The sequence below is a fragment of the Nocardia sp. NPDC055002 genome (genome assembly GCF_053608825.1).
This window is the reverse complement of the sequence record NZ_JBSGWE010000004.1, coordinates 665,146-680,880: the sequence shown is the minus strand read 5'-3', so window position 1 is coordinate 680,880 and position 15,735 is coordinate 665,146. Positions and strand designations below refer to the sequence as shown.

General features: G+C 65.8%; 15 protein-coding genes. 6 read left to right on the top strand and 9 right to left on the bottom strand.

Annotation, left to right across the window (positions count from 1 at the left end):
• Positions 1-111: 111 nt before the first annotated feature.
• The 6 genes from ACWF99_RS19925 (at position 112) to ACWF99_RS19900 (ending at position 5,749) form a co-directional block, all read left to right on the top strand.
• Positions 112-1,467, top strand: coding sequence for a hypothetical protein (locus ACWF99_RS19925; RefSeq protein WP_378634724.1), 1,356 nt, complete (start codon positions 112-114; stop codon positions 1,465-1,467).
• Positions 1,468-1,566: 99 nt separating this feature from the next.
• Positions 1,567-2,358, top strand: a complete 792-nt coding sequence (locus ACWF99_RS19920; protein WP_452537059.1) for a TIGR03084 family metal-binding protein — start codon at positions 1,567-1,569, stop codon at positions 2,356-2,358.
• Between the two features lie 335 nt (positions 2,359-2,693).
• Positions 2,694-3,395, top strand: coding sequence for a hypothetical protein (locus ACWF99_RS19915; protein WP_452537058.1), 702 nt, complete (start codon positions 2,694-2,696; stop codon positions 3,393-3,395).
• Complete coding sequence (gene lhgO / locus ACWF99_RS19910) at positions 3,392-4,609, top strand: L-2-hydroxyglutarate oxidase (RefSeq protein ID WP_452537057.1); 1,218 nt, start codon at positions 3,392-3,394, stop codon at positions 4,607-4,609. The genes ACWF99_RS19915 and lhgO overlap by 4 nt, the downstream gene beginning before the upstream one ends.
• Positions 4,610-4,680: 71 nt before the next feature.
• Complete coding sequence (locus ACWF99_RS19905) at positions 4,681-5,154, top strand: SRPBCC family protein (RefSeq protein ID WP_378634715.1); 474 nt, start codon at positions 4,681-4,683, stop codon at positions 5,152-5,154.
• 10 nt (positions 5,155-5,164) lie between these two features.
• Entirely contained in the window at positions 5,165-5,749 is a 585-nt protein-coding gene (locus tag ACWF99_RS19900; protein ID WP_452537056.1) for a ribonuclease H family protein, read from the top strand.
• Between the two features lie 91 nt (positions 5,750-5,840).
• Here ACWF99_RS19900 and ACWF99_RS19895 read toward each other — a convergent pair whose 3' ends face one another.
• From ACWF99_RS19895 to ACWF99_RS19855, 9 genes are all read right to left on the bottom strand, one after another.
• Complete coding sequence (locus ACWF99_RS19895) at positions 5,841-6,599, bottom strand: hypothetical protein (RefSeq protein WP_378634709.1); 759 nt, start codon at positions 6,597-6,599, stop codon at positions 5,841-5,843.
• Between the two features lie 133 nt (positions 6,600-6,732).
• A complete protein-coding gene (locus ACWF99_RS19890) occupies positions 6,733-7,911 on the bottom strand; it encodes an MlaD family protein (RefSeq protein ID WP_452537055.1) in 1,179 nt (392 codons plus the stop codon).
• Positions 7,908-8,996 carry an MCE family protein gene (locus tag ACWF99_RS19885; protein ID WP_378634703.1) on the bottom strand — a complete coding sequence of 363 codons (1,089 nt, stop codon included), beginning with the start codon at positions 8,994-8,996 and terminating at the stop codon, positions 7,908-7,910. The genes ACWF99_RS19890 and ACWF99_RS19885 overlap by 4 nt, the downstream gene beginning before the upstream one ends.
• An 8-nt stretch (positions 8,997-9,004) precedes the next feature.
• Positions 9,005-10,108 (bottom strand): MlaD family protein, encoded by a 1,104-nt coding sequence (locus ACWF99_RS19880; protein WP_452537054.1) that lies wholly within the window; start codon positions 10,106-10,108, stop codon positions 9,005-9,007.
• On the bottom strand, positions 10,105-11,100 hold the full coding sequence (locus ACWF99_RS19875) for an MCE family protein (protein WP_452537053.1): 996 nt from the start codon (positions 11,098-11,100) through the stop codon (positions 10,105-10,107). Before ACWF99_RS19875 ends, ACWF99_RS19880 begins: the two co-directional genes overlap by 4 nt.
• Positions 11,097-12,122 (bottom strand): MCE family protein, encoded by a 1,026-nt coding sequence (locus ACWF99_RS19870; RefSeq protein WP_378634694.1) that lies wholly within the window; start codon positions 12,120-12,122, stop codon positions 11,097-11,099. The genes ACWF99_RS19875 and ACWF99_RS19870 overlap by 4 nt, the downstream gene beginning before the upstream one ends.
• Positions 12,119-13,618 carry an MlaD family protein gene (locus ACWF99_RS19865; RefSeq protein ID WP_378634692.1) on the bottom strand — a complete coding sequence of 500 codons (1,500 nt, stop codon included), beginning with the start codon at positions 13,616-13,618 and terminating at the stop codon, positions 12,119-12,121. The genes ACWF99_RS19870 and ACWF99_RS19865 overlap by 4 nt, the downstream gene beginning before the upstream one ends.
• A gap of 7 nt (positions 13,619-13,625) precedes the next feature.
• Complete coding sequence (locus tag ACWF99_RS19860; protein WP_378634691.1) at positions 13,626-14,489, bottom strand: ABC transporter permease; 864 nt, start codon at positions 14,487-14,489, stop codon at positions 13,626-13,628.
• Positions 14,490-14,492: 3 nt separating this feature from the next.
• Positions 14,493-15,347 carry an MlaE family ABC transporter permease gene (locus ACWF99_RS19855; protein WP_266294734.1) on the bottom strand — a complete coding sequence of 285 codons (855 nt, stop codon included), beginning with the start codon at positions 15,345-15,347 and terminating at the stop codon, positions 14,493-14,495.
• Positions 15,348-15,735: the final 388 nt, after the last annotated feature.

Sequence of the window (15,735 nt, the reverse complement as noted above, 5' to 3'; positions counted from 1 at the left end):
GTCAGCGTAGCGCCGACTTGCGTTGACACCCCGTCACGACCGGTCAGAATGTGATTGCCTTATCCTCACGTTCTTCACGTATTTCGCGCGTCAGCACTAGGGGGCTCCTCGATGACCACACTGGCCTCCGGACTCTTCATCGATTGGGAAGAGCTGACGGGGCAGTCGAAGTTCGTCGTCGAGCTGATCAGTTTCCCCATCTTCAGCGCGCTCGCCGGTTGGCTCACCAACTGGACCGGCGTGCTGATGCTGTTCTGGCCGCTGTACTTCAAGGGCTTCCGGGTGCCGCTGCTGCACGTGCTGTACCCGTACCTACCGCGGCGCGTGCAAGTGCTGCCCACGTTCTCCGGTGACGGGCGCATGCTCGGCTTCCAGGGCTTCATCCCGGCACGCGCGGAGAAGATGGCGAGCATCTGCGTCGACTCGGCGCTGTTGCGGATCGGCAGCCCACGCGACTTCATCCATGAACTCGACCTCGACGGGATCGGCGACTATCTCGCCGAACGGGCGCGCGACCAGGTGCAGCCGATCGTCGACGAGATCATGTACCGGGAGAACCCCGACCTGTGGCGCTCGCTACCCAGACCCGTGAAACAGGCCATCTACCAGCGGGTCGACCGGCAGCTGCCCGCGCTGTGCCGGCGCGCGTTCGAGAGCCTGGGCGACAATATCGACCAGCTGCTCGACGTGAAGAACTTCGTGATCCGGTACCTGGAGAAGAACCCGGCCATCCTGAAGGACCTAACCACCACCATCGCCGCGCCCGAGCTCAAGTTCATGGCGCGGATCGGTCTGCTCGGCGCGCCGTTCGGCCTGATTCTGGCGCTCTACCTGCATGTGCACTCGAAGATCCCGTACTTCGGCGCGATCCCGGCCTGGGTGATCGTGCTGTTCGCGTCGGCCATGATCGGCGTGACGGTGAACGTGATCGCGATCAAGATGGTGTTCGAACCCGGTGATCCGCAGCCGCGCTACAAGTATCTGTGGCGTCAGGCGCTGCTGGCCAAGCGTCAGCCACAGGCCGCCACCGACCTCGCCCACATCCTGGCCTACCAGGTGCTGACCGTGGAGAACCTGTCCGTCGAGCTCTTGGAAGGGCCGAACGGGGACAAGACTCGTCAGCTCATCGAGCGGGTGGTGTCGGAGGAGATCCACAAACAGCTCGGCGCGACCGCGTTCATGGTGCGAGCCGCACTCGGTAAGAAACAGTTCGAGAATCTGGCGGTCTCGGGTGCGGGCGCCGGGCTGGTCTCGGCGCGCACGATGATCGAGGACGAGCAGTTCGTGCTGGAACAGGCGAAGAAGATCGACGACTTCGCGGCGCGCAAGCTGCGGACCTTGACGCCCGGGGAGTTCATGGAGATGTTCTACGCGTCGGTCGAACAGGACGCGTGGTTGCTGTATCTACACGGCGGAGCGCTCGGCATCGGCGTCGGCGCGCTCCACCTGCTGACCTTCGGCTGGTAATAACAAGCACGCATGCTTGCATTTTTTGACGGTCGCTGCGACTCTTGGTGACGACGGCGCACCGGTACCGGGTCGCGCCATGATCGGCAAGGGAACTCCATGGCTGACCTCGCAGCGCTGCTCGACGATTACGCCGCCGAATGCGCGGATCTGGAAAACCTGGTCGCACCGCTGACCCCCGAGCAGTGGCAGACGCCGACACCCGCGCCACGCTGGGACATCGCCACCCAGATCGCCCACCTGACCTGGACCGACGAGGTATCGCTGATCGCCGCCACCGACGCCGAGGGCTTCGCGGCCTTCCTCGCCGAAGCGGCCCCGCGCGGCCTGACCATCGTCGACGACGGCGCCGAGGAAATCGCCCAGACCCCACCCGCCGACCTGCTGGTTCGCTGGCAGACCGGACGCGAGCAGCTGATCGCCGCGCTGGCCGCCGTCCCCGCGGGCACCAAACTGCCCTGGTTCGGCCCGCCGATGAGTGCCGCGTCGATGATCTCGGCCCGCATCATGGAAACCTGGGCCCACGGCCAGGACGTCGCCGACGCGCTCGACGTCACCCGCGTGCCCACCGCCCGCCTGCGCACGGTCGCCCACATCAGCGTCCGCGCCAGGAACTACGCCTACCTGGTCAACGGCGAATCCGGCCCCACCGATGAATTCCGCGTGGAACTGACCGCCCCCGACGGCACTGTCTGGACCTGGGGCCCCGAGGACGCACCACAGCGCGTCACCGGCCCCGCCATCGACTTCTGCCTCGTGGCGACCCAACGCCGCCACCGCGAAGACACCGCCCTGACCACCGAGGGCCCGGACGCCGACCACTGGCTGGGCATCGCCCAAGCCTTCGCGGGCCCGCCCGGACCGGGCCGCCGCGCAGGCCAGTTCGCCTGAGGGCCGGAACAAGAACAGGCGAGCGCCTTCCCAGAGCGCCATTCGTGCCGACTGCCCCGGACTTCGTTGGCCGGGGGTGACCACCGTGGCAGTCGTGAATGACGCTCGCCTGCTCCCTTCAGATACCCGATACAGGGTGTGAGAAACACTTGCCCAGCCGAAAACCCGCCCCGACTAGGACTGATACGGCACCGTTTCGGATGTGGCTCTGATCTCAGCCGTGGGAGGCGGTCACCGCGCGCGGTACTCGGTACCGTAGGTATCAGCACGTGGCTTTCAACGATGCGGGCCCGCTCTACTCGGGTATACCCACAGCCACAGGAGGGAACCGCATCGTGACCGCACATCGACCTGCTCAGATCGTGCGCCTGTCCGCGATCATCTTCTCCGGCGCCGCCAGCCTCTGCCTCACCGTGGCCGCGGGTGCCTACATCGTCAATCACATGCCGGAACTGGCACCGCCGCCCACCGAATTCGCGGGACCGGCCGCGACGCCGAATCCCGGCCACCACCGCCCCTTCTCGACCGAGGACTCCGCACCCCGCGTCGGCGGCGTGGAGCTGGCCATGTCCTTCGGCGCGCCGACGCTGTCCACCGAGCGCTCCGACCCCGCCGCCACGCGCACGCCGATCACCGCGCAGCAGTCCGGAGTCGGTGCACGACCTGGCAATTCACCGCTGACCGGGCGGGTCGGGATCGGCGGCACCTATGTCGGCGCGCAGGTGACACCGCCGCGCAGCGACACCGTGGCGTTCACCGTCGACACCAATCTGGTGACGGTGGCGGCGAAATACCTCGGTCTGGCCGTGGATCCGGCCGCGGTCACCGCGCTGCACACCGAATTCGACGCGCGCCGTGGCGAGTTGGTTTTCGTGCTGTCGGATCCCGGCCTCGGCAGCCATACGTTGCGGGTCGAGGGCACCGGCGCCGAACCGGCCGAGACCCCCGGCACCGCCACGGAATCGCACGAAGGCGAGGGCGACGCCGAGACACCGCGATCCTCGACCGAGGAACTGCCGACTACCGTCGGCGTGTGACTCCTCGCGGCACCTCGAACGGTGCGTACGACTTCTGTGTGGTCGGCGGCGGCATCGTCGGCGTGGCCACCGCGCATCGGTTGCTGACCCAGTATCCCGAGGCGAGCCTGGTGCTCATCGAGAAGGAAGACACCCTCGGCGCGCATCAGACCGGGCACAACAGCGGCGTCATCCACTCCGGGATCTATTACCCCCCGGACAGTTTGAAGGCACGGCTGTGCCGGGCCGGTGCGCGATGGACGAAGGAATTCGCCGCGGCCCACGACATTCCGTTCCGTGAATGCGGAAAGTTGCTGGTAGCCACCGATTCCGCCGAGCACGCGCGGATGCTGGCGCTGTACGAGCGTTCGATCGCCAACGGCGTGGAGGTCGAGGCGATCGACGCGGCCGAACTGCGGCGGCGCGAACCACGGATCAGCGGGGTCGGCGCGCTGTTCGTGCCCGCCACGGGGATCATCGACTACACGTTGGTCACCGCCGCGCTCGCCGCCGAGGTCGAGTCGATGGGCGGCAAAATTCTGCTCGGCACTGCTGTCGAGGCGATCACCGAGAGCGTCTCCGCCGTCACGGTTTCGGGTCCGGGCGGTTCGGTCACCGCGGGCACGCTGATCGTGTGCGCGGGCCTGCAGGCCGACCGGATGGCACGAAAGGCCGGTATCGACACCGACTTTCGTATCGTTCCGTTCCGTGGCGAGTACTACCGGCTCCCCGCCGAGCGATCGGATCTGGTACGCACCCTGATCTATCCGGTGCCCGACCCCGCGCTGCCGTTCCTCGGCGTTCACCTGAGTCCCACCATCGACGGTGAACTCACCGTCGGCCCGAACGCGGTGCTCGGGCTGTCGCGGGAGGGTTATCGCAAGGGCAGCGTGAACCGTCGTGACGCCATCGACGTGCTGAGCTTCGCCGGCGTGCGCCGGGTGGCCCGCGACCATCTCGCCACCGGGGTCCGCGAGCTCCGCAATTCGGTGTTCAAGCGCGGCTACCTCGCCGAGTGCCGCAAATATTGCCCCGAACTCGGCACCGGCGATCTGCTCCCGCACCGCGCGGGAATCCGGGCCCAGGCGGTGCTGCGCGACGGCACGCTGGTGCACGACTTCCTCATCGAACGCACGCCGCGCTCCATCCACGTGCTCAACGCACCGTCCCCGGCCGCCACGTCGGCGATGCCGATCGCGGAATACCTGGTCGAACAACTCCATTCCGCTAAATAAAGAGGAGATTTGTAGTACTTTTGGCTCCTGTACGCGTGGGCGAGGAAACCCATCCGGAGCAGGGAGGGCCGATGGGCCACATCAGGTTTGCGAGTGACGTCGGCGCACCGGTCGATGCCGCCTTCGCCTACACCGAGGATTTCCGCCACGCGCCGCAGTGGCTGTTCGGCGTCACCGACGTCGCGCCGCTGGGCGAACCGGATCAGGGATTGGGCGCCGCGTTCGCGGTGAAAGTCCGGTTGTTCGGCGTGATCCCGCTGCGATCATCGGTGGAGATCACCGAATATCGGCGCAATGCCGTCATCGGGTATACCCTGCGTGGGCGGGTATACGGAACCGTTACCCTGCGATTCGATCCACTCGGCTACGAACGGTCGGTGCTGACCTCCGAAGCCGACTATCCACCACCACGCGGCATGTTCGGCCGCCTGTGCCACGGCCTCGTCGACGCGGCCGCGAAATCGGCACTGCGCCGAACGGAATCGCGGTTGCGAAGGGAGATAGAGGCATTCCACGGTACCGATCTTGTCGGCCGCATCGCCTAGGGTGGCGGTCATGATCATCGTGAGCACCGACGGGTCCTGCCTGCGCAATCCCGGTGGTGCCATCGGCTGGGCATGGGTGAATCATTCCGGGCCCGCCGACAGTGGTGGCGCGGCCAGCGGCACCAACCAGATCGCGGAACTGCGCGGAGTGCTGGAAGCCATCCTCGCCCACCCCGGCGCCGAACCGATGCTCATCGAGAGCGACTCCCAGTACGCCATCAAGTGCGCCTCGGAATGGATCACCAGCTGGCGACGCAACGGCTGGCGCACCTCCACCGGCGGCGCGGTGAAGAACGTCGAGATCATCAAGCAGATCGACCGGGCCATCACCGGCCGCGAAGGACCGGTGCGGTTCCGCTGGGTGCGCGGTCACGTGGGCAACTACTTCAACGAACAAGCCGACAAACTCGCAGGCGAAGCGGCCCGAGCTGTCCGCGAGAACCCGGCTCTCGGCCGCGAGTCAGCCCCGGTCGCGCCGGAACCAGCAAGGCTTCGGCGCCGGGAACCCGCGGCGCCTGTCCCCACGAACTCGGTCTCCACAGGGAAGTCGGTCGCAGCTGATGTACCGGTAGCAGGGACTCTGACCCTGTTCTAGGTGCGGTGCGACCGGAGTGGGACCGCACAACGAAACGCCGCGGGCGATGAATCTGCCCGCGGCGTTTCGATTGGCTCGGTTTCCCGTGCGCTCAGTTCCCGGGTGTCGGGACAGGCGCGGGAGCCGGAGAGGGAACGGCCTGACCGGGCGCCGTACCACCGGTGGCGTCGCCGCCGCCGTTCTTGAGCAACGGCGAGTCCAGCTTGCTGACCAGCCACTTGTCGCCCGAGCGCTCGAGGCTCATCTCGATCGCGAACATCATCCGGTCGGGCTGGGTCTGGGTGAAGTTGGTGCGGTACTGGGTCATGGTGACCATGGCCTTGACGTCGTCGGTGCTGCCCGAGATGTAGGCGCACTGCACGTCTTCACCGGTCGACTTGACCTGGGCCTGCACCATCGCGCCCTTGAGCGCATCGCTGGCGTCGCTGAACTCCTTGAGGTAGTCGCCGGTGGCGCCCGCCTTCATCGACGCGATGTAGCCGTCGAGATCCTTGGAGTAGTCGTAGTTGGCCAGGATGGCGCCGTAATCACAGGCGGCCTTGGTGGACTCGGCGATCGCGTCGAGCTTCTCGGCCTTGTTGCTGTTCTGCAGGAAGAACACCACGCCCGCGGTGATCGCGCCGACCGCGACCACACCGGCCACACCTGCGGCGATCCAGCCCTTCGAGCTCGATGCCGCGCTCGGGGCAGCGGCCGGAGCCGGCGCCTCGGTCACGGTCTGTGCTGTGACAGTCGGCTGATCGACCTCGGGAGTCGCCGCCGCACCCTTCACGGTGTCGTCGGTCTTCGCCAGATCGGGCTTGTCTGCCGCGGCAGCATCGGACTTGCTCTGGGCATCGTCGCTGGTCATCGAATCAATCCTGCTCTTTCCCGGCGCACATAACGCACCGATTTCCTGTGTGTGGCCCGTGAGCCGGGCCACACGTCTCCCCGCGAGTATGCCCGGTCAAGCTGTGAACAACCTGGCCGGGCATCCACAAGCCTTACTTGGCGGGAATGGGCGTGCGCTCATTCGGGTCGACACCCGGCGGCATCTGCGCGCCGTTGTTGGGCACGTTCGGCCGCGGGGCATTGGCCGAACCACGGATCTGCAGGTCAGAGGTCGGATTGGTGCAGTAGTTCCACTTCGGAATACTGCCGTCCTGCACCTCTTCGTTGCGCCGGTACTGGGTGTCGTAGTTACACGTCGGCCGCGGCCAGATGTCGAGGATGGTGTGGAACTCGCCGTCGTGCGCCGGGGCGCTGATCGACCCGAGGCCCAGTGCCAGCGACGGGAACAGCAGCCGCAGGGCGGGCTGACGCAGCTGCGCCGCCTTGGTGATCGCCACGAAGTTGGCCGCCAGCGAACTGATCGGGTCGGCGGTCGCGTCGAGCACCGCGCCGAGCGTTTCGAACTGACCGGGCGCGTTGTCGAGCACGCCCTGCAGCTCTGCGTTGGCGTTGTTGAACTGCGTGAGCAGCGCACCCGAATTCTGGGTGAGCGTCTGCAGATCAGGCTGGGCGTTCGAGGTGGTCTCGGCGATCACCCGCAGGTTGGCGATGAGATTCACCGTCTGCGGGAGCAGGTTGTCCAGACCCGCGACCACCAGGCTGACGCCGTTGATCAGGCCGCGCAGCTGGTCGGGACCGGCGCCGAGCGCGATGTCGAGCTCGTCGAGGATCACGTCGAACTGCTTCGGATTCACCTGGGCGATCAGCGCGCTCGTGTCGTCGAGCACCGCCCACACCGGAACCGGCGTCTGGATCTGCTCCGGGCTGTACTTGATCACCGCGCCGTCACTGAGGAACGGGCCGACATCGCTCTTCGGACGGAAGTCGATGTACTGCTCGCCCGCCGCCGACAGCGCCGCCACCTGGATCATGGTGTCGACCGGGATCTTGAAGTCCTTGTCGATCCGGGTCTTGGCGGCGATCGCGTCACCGTCGTTGATCAGCTCGATCGAGGTGACCTTGCCGATCCGGAATCCGCGCATGGTCACGTCGTTGCCCGGCTGCAGACCGCCGGAGCGATCCAGGTTGACGGTGACGTCGTACTCGGACCGCAGCGGATTGACCCGCATCACGTTCACCAGCAGATACGTCCCACCGAGCAACAGCACGACTACGAGCGCGCTGTTCGCCAGCAAGATCTTGCTGCTCGCGAACTTCTTCAGCCTGCTCATCGGTGGCCTCCCACTCGGCCCTGAACGATCTGCAGCACCTGGATGAAGCTGCCGACGAAATCGTTCACATCTTTCAAGTCCCAGAGCTTGCTGTTCGCCGGGTCGGTCAACAGGCCCACGTCGAGGTTGGTCAGCGTCGCGTACGGCGCCAGGCTCTTGCCCTTGAACGTCTGGTTGGCGCCGGGGCGGATCGCGTGCAGCTGATCCATCACGTAGCCGAAGTCGTTACCGGTCGCGGCCAGCGCGTTCATCAGGTTGTCGAGATTGGTGAGCAGGTCGGAGAGCTGATCACCGGTGGTGTTGGAGTAGTCACCGATGGCGGCGGTGGCCGTGGCCAGCTTGCTGAGCAGGTCGCCGATCGCCCGGTTGTTCTCGGCGATCGCGCCGATGGCCTGGGGCAGCGTGTCGGCCACCTGGCCGAGCTGGCCCTTGTTGGCCTCGATGGTGTTGGCGAGGGTGTTGAACTCCGTCAGCACCGAGTCGACCTTGGTGCTGTTGGCGTTCAGTTCGCCGATCACGCCGGTCATCTCGTAGATCAGATGGCCGAGTTCGGTGCCGTGCCCGTTGAGGATCGAGCCGAGTTCGGTGCCGAGCCGGCTCAGACTGGCGACACCGCCGCCGTTGAACAGCATCGACACCGAGACCAGCAGCTCTTCCACCGTGGCGCCGGCCGAGGTGGACTCCAAGGTGAACGTGTCGCCCGCGGCCATGTCGGGCGCGCCCGCCACATTCTTCGGGCTGCTCAGCGCGATGAAGACGTCACCGAGGGGAGTGGCCTGGCGCAACTCCGCCGTACTGCCCTTCGGCAGCTTGAAGTCGGTGTTGATCTCCATGTCGACCACGGCTTCGAAGTTCTTGGTCGTGATCGCCGACACGACGCCGACATCAGAACCACCGACCTTCACCTTGGCCTGGTCGGGCAGGTTCAGCGCGTTCTCGAACTTCGCGTGCAGGGTGTAGGTCTCGCCGCCGGTGCCCGGCTTGGGCAGCGGCAGGTCCTCCACGGTGAAGCCACAGCCGGTCGTGATCGTGACCGTGGCCAGTGCGGCCGCGGAGAGCAGCGCGCGGCGGGCCTTCATCGTCATTCGTCGGTTCATTTCGTCAGTCCGAGCAGTGCGGCGGTGAGCCCGTAGTCGGGGCCGAAGTCCTGGACGTTGCCGGTGGTGCGGCAACCATCGGGACGCATCTGGATCCGCTCACAGAACGCGCTGACGATCTCGCCCGAGAGGGCGGTGCCGATCAGCGCCTGCAGGCGGACGAAGCCCTTTTCCTTGTTGATCGCACCGTCGATGTTCTGCATGAGCAGCGGCACGATGTCGACGATCTCGACCATCGCGCCCGAGTTGGCGCGCAATTGGTTGGTCACGGTGGTCAGGCCGGTCAGCGAGGCGGCCAGTTCTTCCTGATGCCCGGCGAAGGTCGTCGAGGTGTTGTTCAGGAACTGGTTGAGCTGATCGAGGGTGGCCTGCAGACCGGGCGCCTGGTCGGCGAGCAGCCCCGACATGGCGGTCACCCGGTCGCTGAAGTCGCGCACGGACTGATCGTTGTCGGCCAGCATCGTCGTGAGCTCGTTGAGCTTGATGATGATGTTGGCGATGGCGTCCTTGTTGTCGACACCGACCTTCAACGCACCCGAGAGCGCGTCGAGGGTTTCGCGGATCTTCTGGCCGTTGCCGTTGAGCACCGGGTAGAGCACCCGGCCCGACAGCGGGCCGAGACCCTCCTGGCCGGGTTCGGGCTTGAGGGCGGCGGCGAACTGGTCGATGGTCTTGATCATCGTGTCCAGCTCGACCGGGGTCCTGGTGCGCGCCTTGGGCAGGTGATCGCCGGACTTCAGCGCTTCACCGCCGGTGAACGGCGGGCTCACCTCGATGTGGCGGTCGGTGACGATCGAGGGCGAGATGATCGCCGCGATCGCGTCTTTCGGGATCTTGACGCCGGCGTCGACGGTCATGTGGACCTCGACGTAGGTGCCCTTGGGCACGATCTTGTCGACCTTGCCCACCGCGAGGCCGAGGACCATGATCTCGTTGCCCTCGTACATGCCGGCGATGTTCTCGAAGTCGGCGGTGATCTTGGTCGAGCGGCCGAGCGCGTCGTCGAACTGGCTCGGCATCAGCGAGCAGCTGCCGAGGGCCAGCGCGGTGGTGGCGATCATCATGGTCCGCGCGATGCGGAGCTTGTTGGTCAGTTTCATCCTTGGCACCCCTGGATCACCTGAACGAAGCACAGCCAGTTGTCCGGGAAAATCCACGGCAGTGCGACCGAACCGTAGTTACCGTTGCCGAGCGCGTTGTTGAAGTACCGCGCCGTGGGCTGACCGATCTGCAGCAGCTTGTCGAGATTGTCCTTGTTCTTCTGCAGGCCCTCGGCCATGGTGTTGAGCTGGCTGATGGTGCCGCCGAACTGATCGCCGTTCTGGGCGCCGATCTCCTCCAGCTGACGGGTCAGCGTGGCGACATTGTCCAGCAGCTGGCGCAGCAGACTCTGCCGTTCCATCACCCGGTTGGCGATGGCCTCGCCCTGGGTGATGACGAGCAGGATCGAGTTGCGGTTGTCGGCGAGCAGCTGGGTGACCCGGTTGAGGTCCTTGATCAGACTGTCGACCTCACCCTTGCGCTGGTCGACGACCTTCGCGACCGCGCCGACGCTGTCGAGCGCCTGGGCGACCAGCTCCGGCGAATCGCCGAGCTGGGAGTTGATGGTGTTGAGCGAGGCGGCGAGCTTCTTGGTGTCGAGCGCCTCGAACTTGGGCGTACCGACCTGCACCACATCGGCGATGTTGTACGGCACGTCGGTGTTGTTGCGCGGGATCGTCTTGTTCTTCAGACCCGTGCCGTCGCCCGGCTGCAGGTCCACGTAGCGCGCGCCGAGCAGGGTCGCCATCTTGATCGCGGCGTGCGCATCGGGACCGAGCTTGAGCGAGCTGTCCACGTCGAGGGTGACCACCACGTGATCGCCCTCGATCTTGGCGCCGGAGACCGTGCCGACCTGCACACCCGAGACCGCGACCTTGTCACCGGTCTTGATGCCCGCGGCCTGCACGAATTCCGCGTCGATGGACTGTTTTCCGAGCCCGATGAACTGGTAGATGCTCGAACCGACCAGCAGCAACACGATGCACAGCGCACCGATCACACCCAGCCAGAAGTTGCGGTTACCGACGAAGGCTGACTTGATCTTGCTCATCTGCACACCTCGGAATGGCCGGTGCCACCGATCTGGCTGACCAGACCGCGCGGGAACAGAACCCCGTAGAGCGAGATGTCCAGACCACACAGGTAGGCGTTGGCGTGGGTGCCTTCCGATGTCATCCGGCCGAGGTCGGCGAGCATGGAAGGCATGTCGATCGCGACCTGGTCGAGCTTGGCGCCGTTGGCCAGCAGCAGATTCAGCGCCGCGGTGGTCGAGTTCTGGGTCGCAGCCAGCTTCGGCTGGATCTTGGTCATCATCCCGACCAGCGCGGTCGTGGAATCGGCGAGGGTGACCGTGGACGCCTGCAGCGACTGACCCTGGTCGTAGAGTCCGCCGATCAACGCCCTGGTCTGGGTAATCAGGGTCTCCAATTCATCCCCTCGCTTTGCCAACCCGGCCATCACACCGGACAGGTTGGTGATCACGTCGGACAGGATCGCGTCGCGACGCTGGAAATCGGTAGCCAGCTGGGCCGCCTGAACGATGAACGCCGACAGCGAAACCCCGTCGCCCTGCAGCGCCTGGATCAGGGTCTCCGACATCGCGTTGACCTCGGCGGGCTCGAGCGCCTGGAACAGCGGCTGGAAACCGTTGAGCAGGGCCGAGATATCGAACGAGGGCTCGGTGCGGTCGAGCGGAATGGTGGAGCCGCTCTTGAGCGCCTCCGGGCTCGGCGTCGCGCCCGGGGTCAGCGCCACATAGCGCTGACCGATCAGGTTCTGGTACCTGACCAGCGCCTTGGTGTCGTTGAACAGGGTCTGGTCGCTCTGCACGATGAACGACACCTTGGCGTCGTTCTTGCCGTCGAGCTCGATTTTCTCGACCTTGCCGACGCGTACGCCGGCCATCCGGACATCGTCGCCGGGCCGCAGCCCGAGGACGTCGGTGAAGATCGCGGTGTACTTGCGGGTGTCACCGTCGACCGTGCGAGCCAGTGTGTTCCACACGACCACGGTGACGAGCAGTGACACGAGCGCGAAGATACTGAACCCGATCAGTGGCTTACGGATACTCATGCGCCACCCCCGTTTTCGGACACTTGCAGGGTTCCGCCCTTCAAAATCGGACCGAGCAGCAGATATTCGGACGCGTTCGGCTTGCGACCGAGCAGCTGAGTCATCGCCGCGTCACCGGAGTAGGAGATCGGTGTCGCGGTGGGCACGCTCGCCGGAGCGGGCGCCGCGGCCGGAGCGGCCGCGGGAGCGGGAGCGCCACCCAGCACACCGGGCAGGCCCGGAATCTGGATCGAGGGGACGAGACCCTCGAGCGGCGTGCCCTGGAACGGCTTGATCTCGGTGCCGTTGGCCGTGTGCATCGGCGCGACACCGGGACTGGTGAGACCCGGGATGTCGGGCATGCCCGGGATCGACACCAGCGGCGGGAGACCCGCGGCCGAGTCGAGCTTGCGCGGACGCAGGTTGTCCGGGATCGCCGGCAGCGAGGCCTCGGCCGGTGCGGTGAAGCAGCTCGGTCCGAGCAGGTCGCCGTAGCGCGGGCAGTCGGCAACGGTGTTGGGCTGGTACGGCGTGAAGGTCAGGCCGGCGTTCCACACCATCTGCTTGCCGCTCGGTCCACCGTGGAAGGTGGTGTTGAGCTGGGCCAGCGAGGGACCGAAGACCTGGAAGGTCTTGGTGATCGACGCGGGGTCGGCGGCCAGCGCACCCAGGGTGGCGTTCATACCGACCGTGACTTCCTTGCCCACATCGGGATTCGACGCGAACAGGTCGTTCACCCGGTCGGTGGTGGCGCTCGCACCGGCCAGCAGCGCGATCAGCTGTTCGCGCTTGGTGGCGATGGTGTTCGCGGTCTGCACCGAAGAGCCGAGCACGTCGAGCAGTTCCGGCGCCGACTGGTTCAGCGCGTGCGCGGAGTTGGAGAAGTTGTCCAGCATGCCGCCCACGTTCGGGCCCGCGTCGGCGACCGTGGTCAGCCAGTGGTCGAGGCGCTGGATGGTCGAGCCGGGAACCCGGCCGCTGCCGTCGAGCGCCTGGGTGAGCGTGCCGAGCACGCGACCCAGCTGCACCGGATCGACCTCGTCGAGGATGTCGCGCACCGTGGTGAGCGTGTCCTGCAGCGCGATGGTGCCCTGGCTGCGGTCCTCGGGGATCTGCGAGCCCTCCTTCAGGTGCTGGCTGTTCGCACCGTTGTAGACCAGCTCCACGGACGTGACCGCGAAGAGGTTGGAGGGCACCACGCGGGCGGTGACGGTGTTGGGGATGCCGTCGGCGAACTCGGGCTTGAGCTCGATGTTCACCTTCTGCTCGGCGCTCTTGCCGATCTCGACGTTCTTCACCACGCCCACGAGCACGCCGCGGAACTTCACGTCGGCATCGGAGGGCAGGCCGTCACCGGTGGTCGACAGGTTCGCGACCACGTTGACCTTGGGAACGAAGTAGCCCTGGTAGCGGGCCGTGAGGAAGGCCAGGATGACGCCGAAGACGATCAGACCGGCGGTACCGGCCACGTACAACTGCTTCATGGTGGGACCGCGCCCACTGGGATCGATGATCATCGCGCGCCTACCCCGAGATCCTGATACCGGGGTTGATGCCCCAGATCGCCAATGTCATGAGGAGGTCGGCGAACACGACCAGGATGATGCACATCTTGATCGCGCGGCCGGCCGCCACGCCGACGCCTTCGGGACCGCCCGAGGCGAAGAAGCCGTAGTAGCACTGGATGAACGTCGTGATCATGACGAAGATGATCGCCTTGAGCAGGGAGTAGAGGACGTCCGTCGGCACCAGGAATTGGAAGAAGTAGTGCGAGTAGGTGCCCGACGCCGTACCGCCGATCAATTGCACGGTGACCGAGCAGGCCAGGTAGGCCATGGTCAGACCGAGGCAGTACAGCGGCACGATCGCCATCACCGCGGCCATCATCCGGGTGCTCACCAGGTAGGGCAGCGGGCGAATCGCCACCGACTCGAGCGCGTCGATCTCCTCGGAGATGCGCATGGCGCCCAGCTGTGCGGTGAATCGACAGCCCGCCTGGGCCGCGAAGGCCAAGGCCGCCAGCAGCGGGCCGAGCTCGCGGGTGGTGGCGAAGGCCGAGATCGCGCCCGTGATGGGGCTCAATCCGAGCAGGTTCAGCGAGGTGTGGCCCTGAATGGCCACCGTCATCCCGCCGAAGGCGCTGATGATCAGGATGACGCCGATGGTGCCACCACCGACGACGATGTTGCCGTTACCCCAGGTGACGTCGGAGAGCAGACGCCAGACCTCCTTCGGGTACTGCTTGAACGCCAGCGGGATGGACCCGACCGAACGCAGGAAGAAGAAGACCTGGTGGCCGAGGCGGGCGAGCATGTCGCCGGGCGCCTTGCTGGCCTTCTGCAGCGACCGGATCGGTCGCAGTAGCGGAGGTACGTACGTAGATGACATGGCTCAGACCACCTGTGGGGGGAAGACGGCGGCGTAGATCTGGGTGATCGCCACGTTGACACCGAGCAGCATGACGGTGGAGCTGACCACCGCGGAGTTCACCGCGTTGGCGACACCACCGGGACCACCGCGAGCGTTCAGGCCGCAGTCGCAGGCGATGATCGAGGCGATCAGACCGAACAGGACCGACTTCAACAGCGCCACCGCGAGGTCGCGGGTGACCGCGAACGACGCGAAGGTGCTCATGTAGGAGCCGGGCGTACCGCCCTGGGCGAAGATGTTGAACATGTAGCCGGTCAGGAAGCCGACGAAGACGACGAAACCGCAGAGCAGGAAGCTGACCAGCATCGCGGCGCCGAGGCGGGGAGCCACCAGGCGGCGCAGCGGGTCGACACCCATGACCTTCATCGCGTCGATCTCTTCACGGATGGTGCGGGAACCGAGGTCGGCGCAGATGGCCGAACCGACGGCACCGGCGATCATCAGCGCGGTGACCAGCGGGGCGCCCTGCTGGATGATGCCGAGGCCGTTGGCCGCGCCGATGAACGACGTAGCACCGACCTGGCCCGCGACCGCGCCGACCTGGATCGAGACGATCACCGCGATCGGGATGGCGACCAGCAGCGTCGGCGCCGCGGCGACACTGGCCATGAACGCGGACTGCCGGACGAACTCGTCGAAAGGAAAACGCCGACGGAAGATCGCGACGATCAACTCCGTGATCGCTTCGATACCCATCGTGATCTGTCGACCGAAGGTTTCCAGCGACTTCTTCGGGTGGTCGTCCCAAAGGCCCTTCGTCCAGTCGACAGCCTCGCTGACTCGTGAACGTGTGGGCGGACTCTCGGTCGACTGCACTGCATAACCCCTCTCGACGCCGGGCCCTCAACGCCCCGGCGACTTGTTTGCTTGACGCACCTTACTACGGAGTAGCGCAGAACACATCACCGACATGTGAGCGCTGTCATAGATAGAGGTCACTGTCCGAAACGGCTATGAGACCGGCCATGCCGGACCCTACAGCCCGCAATTCGGGGATTCCTGGGATTACCCGCGAAGTCCTTTTCCTACATGGTTTCCCAGTACCAGCGGTCGCGGTAAAGGAATATTGCGGAACTTTGTCATTCATAACGAAGTCCTCGTCGAATTATCCGAACACTTCACGCGAGAATCACGAACGACGCGCCGCTCCGCGATTGCAATAGGGAATCGCTATGACAACCACTTCGGGAAGACCCGCACGACA

What these genes read in the sequence shown, in the direction of transcription:
- ACWF99_RS19925 (WP_378634724.1), top strand. Translation starts at nt 112, where the DNA reads ATGACCACACTGGCCTCCGGACTCTTCATCGATTGGGAAGAGCTGACG.
- ACWF99_RS19920 (WP_452537059.1), top strand. Translation starts at nt 1,567, where the DNA reads ATGGCTGACCTCGCAGCGCTGCTCGACGATTACGCCGCCGAATGCGCG.
- ACWF99_RS19905 (WP_378634715.1), top strand. Translation starts at nt 4,681, where the DNA reads ATGGGCCACATCAGGTTTGCGAGTGACGTCGGCGCACCGGTCGATGCC.
- ACWF99_RS19900 (WP_452537056.1), top strand. Translation starts at nt 5,165, where the DNA reads ATGATCATCGTGAGCACCGACGGGTCCTGCCTGCGCAATCCCGGTGGT.
- ACWF99_RS19895 (WP_378634709.1), bottom strand. Translation starts at nt 6,599, where the DNA reads ATGACCAGCGACGATGCCCAGAGCAAGTCCGATGCTGCCGCGGCAGAC.
- ACWF99_RS19890 (WP_452537055.1), bottom strand. Translation starts at nt 7,911, where the DNA reads ATGAGCAGGCTGAAGAAGTTCGCGAGCAGCAAGATCTTGCTGGCGAAC.
- ACWF99_RS19885 (WP_378634703.1), bottom strand. Translation starts at nt 8,996, where the DNA reads ATGACGATGAAGGCCCGCCGCGCGCTGCTCTCCGCGGCCGCACTGGCC.
- ACWF99_RS19880 (WP_452537054.1), bottom strand. Translation starts at nt 10,108, where the DNA reads ATGAAACTGACCAACAAGCTCCGCATCGCGCGGACCATGATGATCGCC.
- ACWF99_RS19875 (WP_452537053.1), bottom strand. Translation starts at nt 11,100, where the DNA reads ATGAGCAAGATCAAGTCAGCCTTCGTCGGTAACCGCAACTTCTGGCTG.
- ACWF99_RS19870 (WP_378634694.1), bottom strand. Translation starts at nt 12,122, where the DNA reads ATGAGTATCCGTAAGCCACTGATCGGGTTCAGTATCTTCGCGCTCGTG.
- ACWF99_RS19865 (WP_378634692.1), bottom strand. Translation starts at nt 13,618, where the DNA reads ATGATCATCGATCCCAGTGGGCGCGGTCCCACCATGAAGCAGTTGTAC.
- ACWF99_RS19860 (WP_378634691.1), bottom strand. Translation starts at nt 14,489, where the DNA reads ATGTCATCTACGTACGTACCTCCGCTACTGCGACCGATCCGGTCGCTG.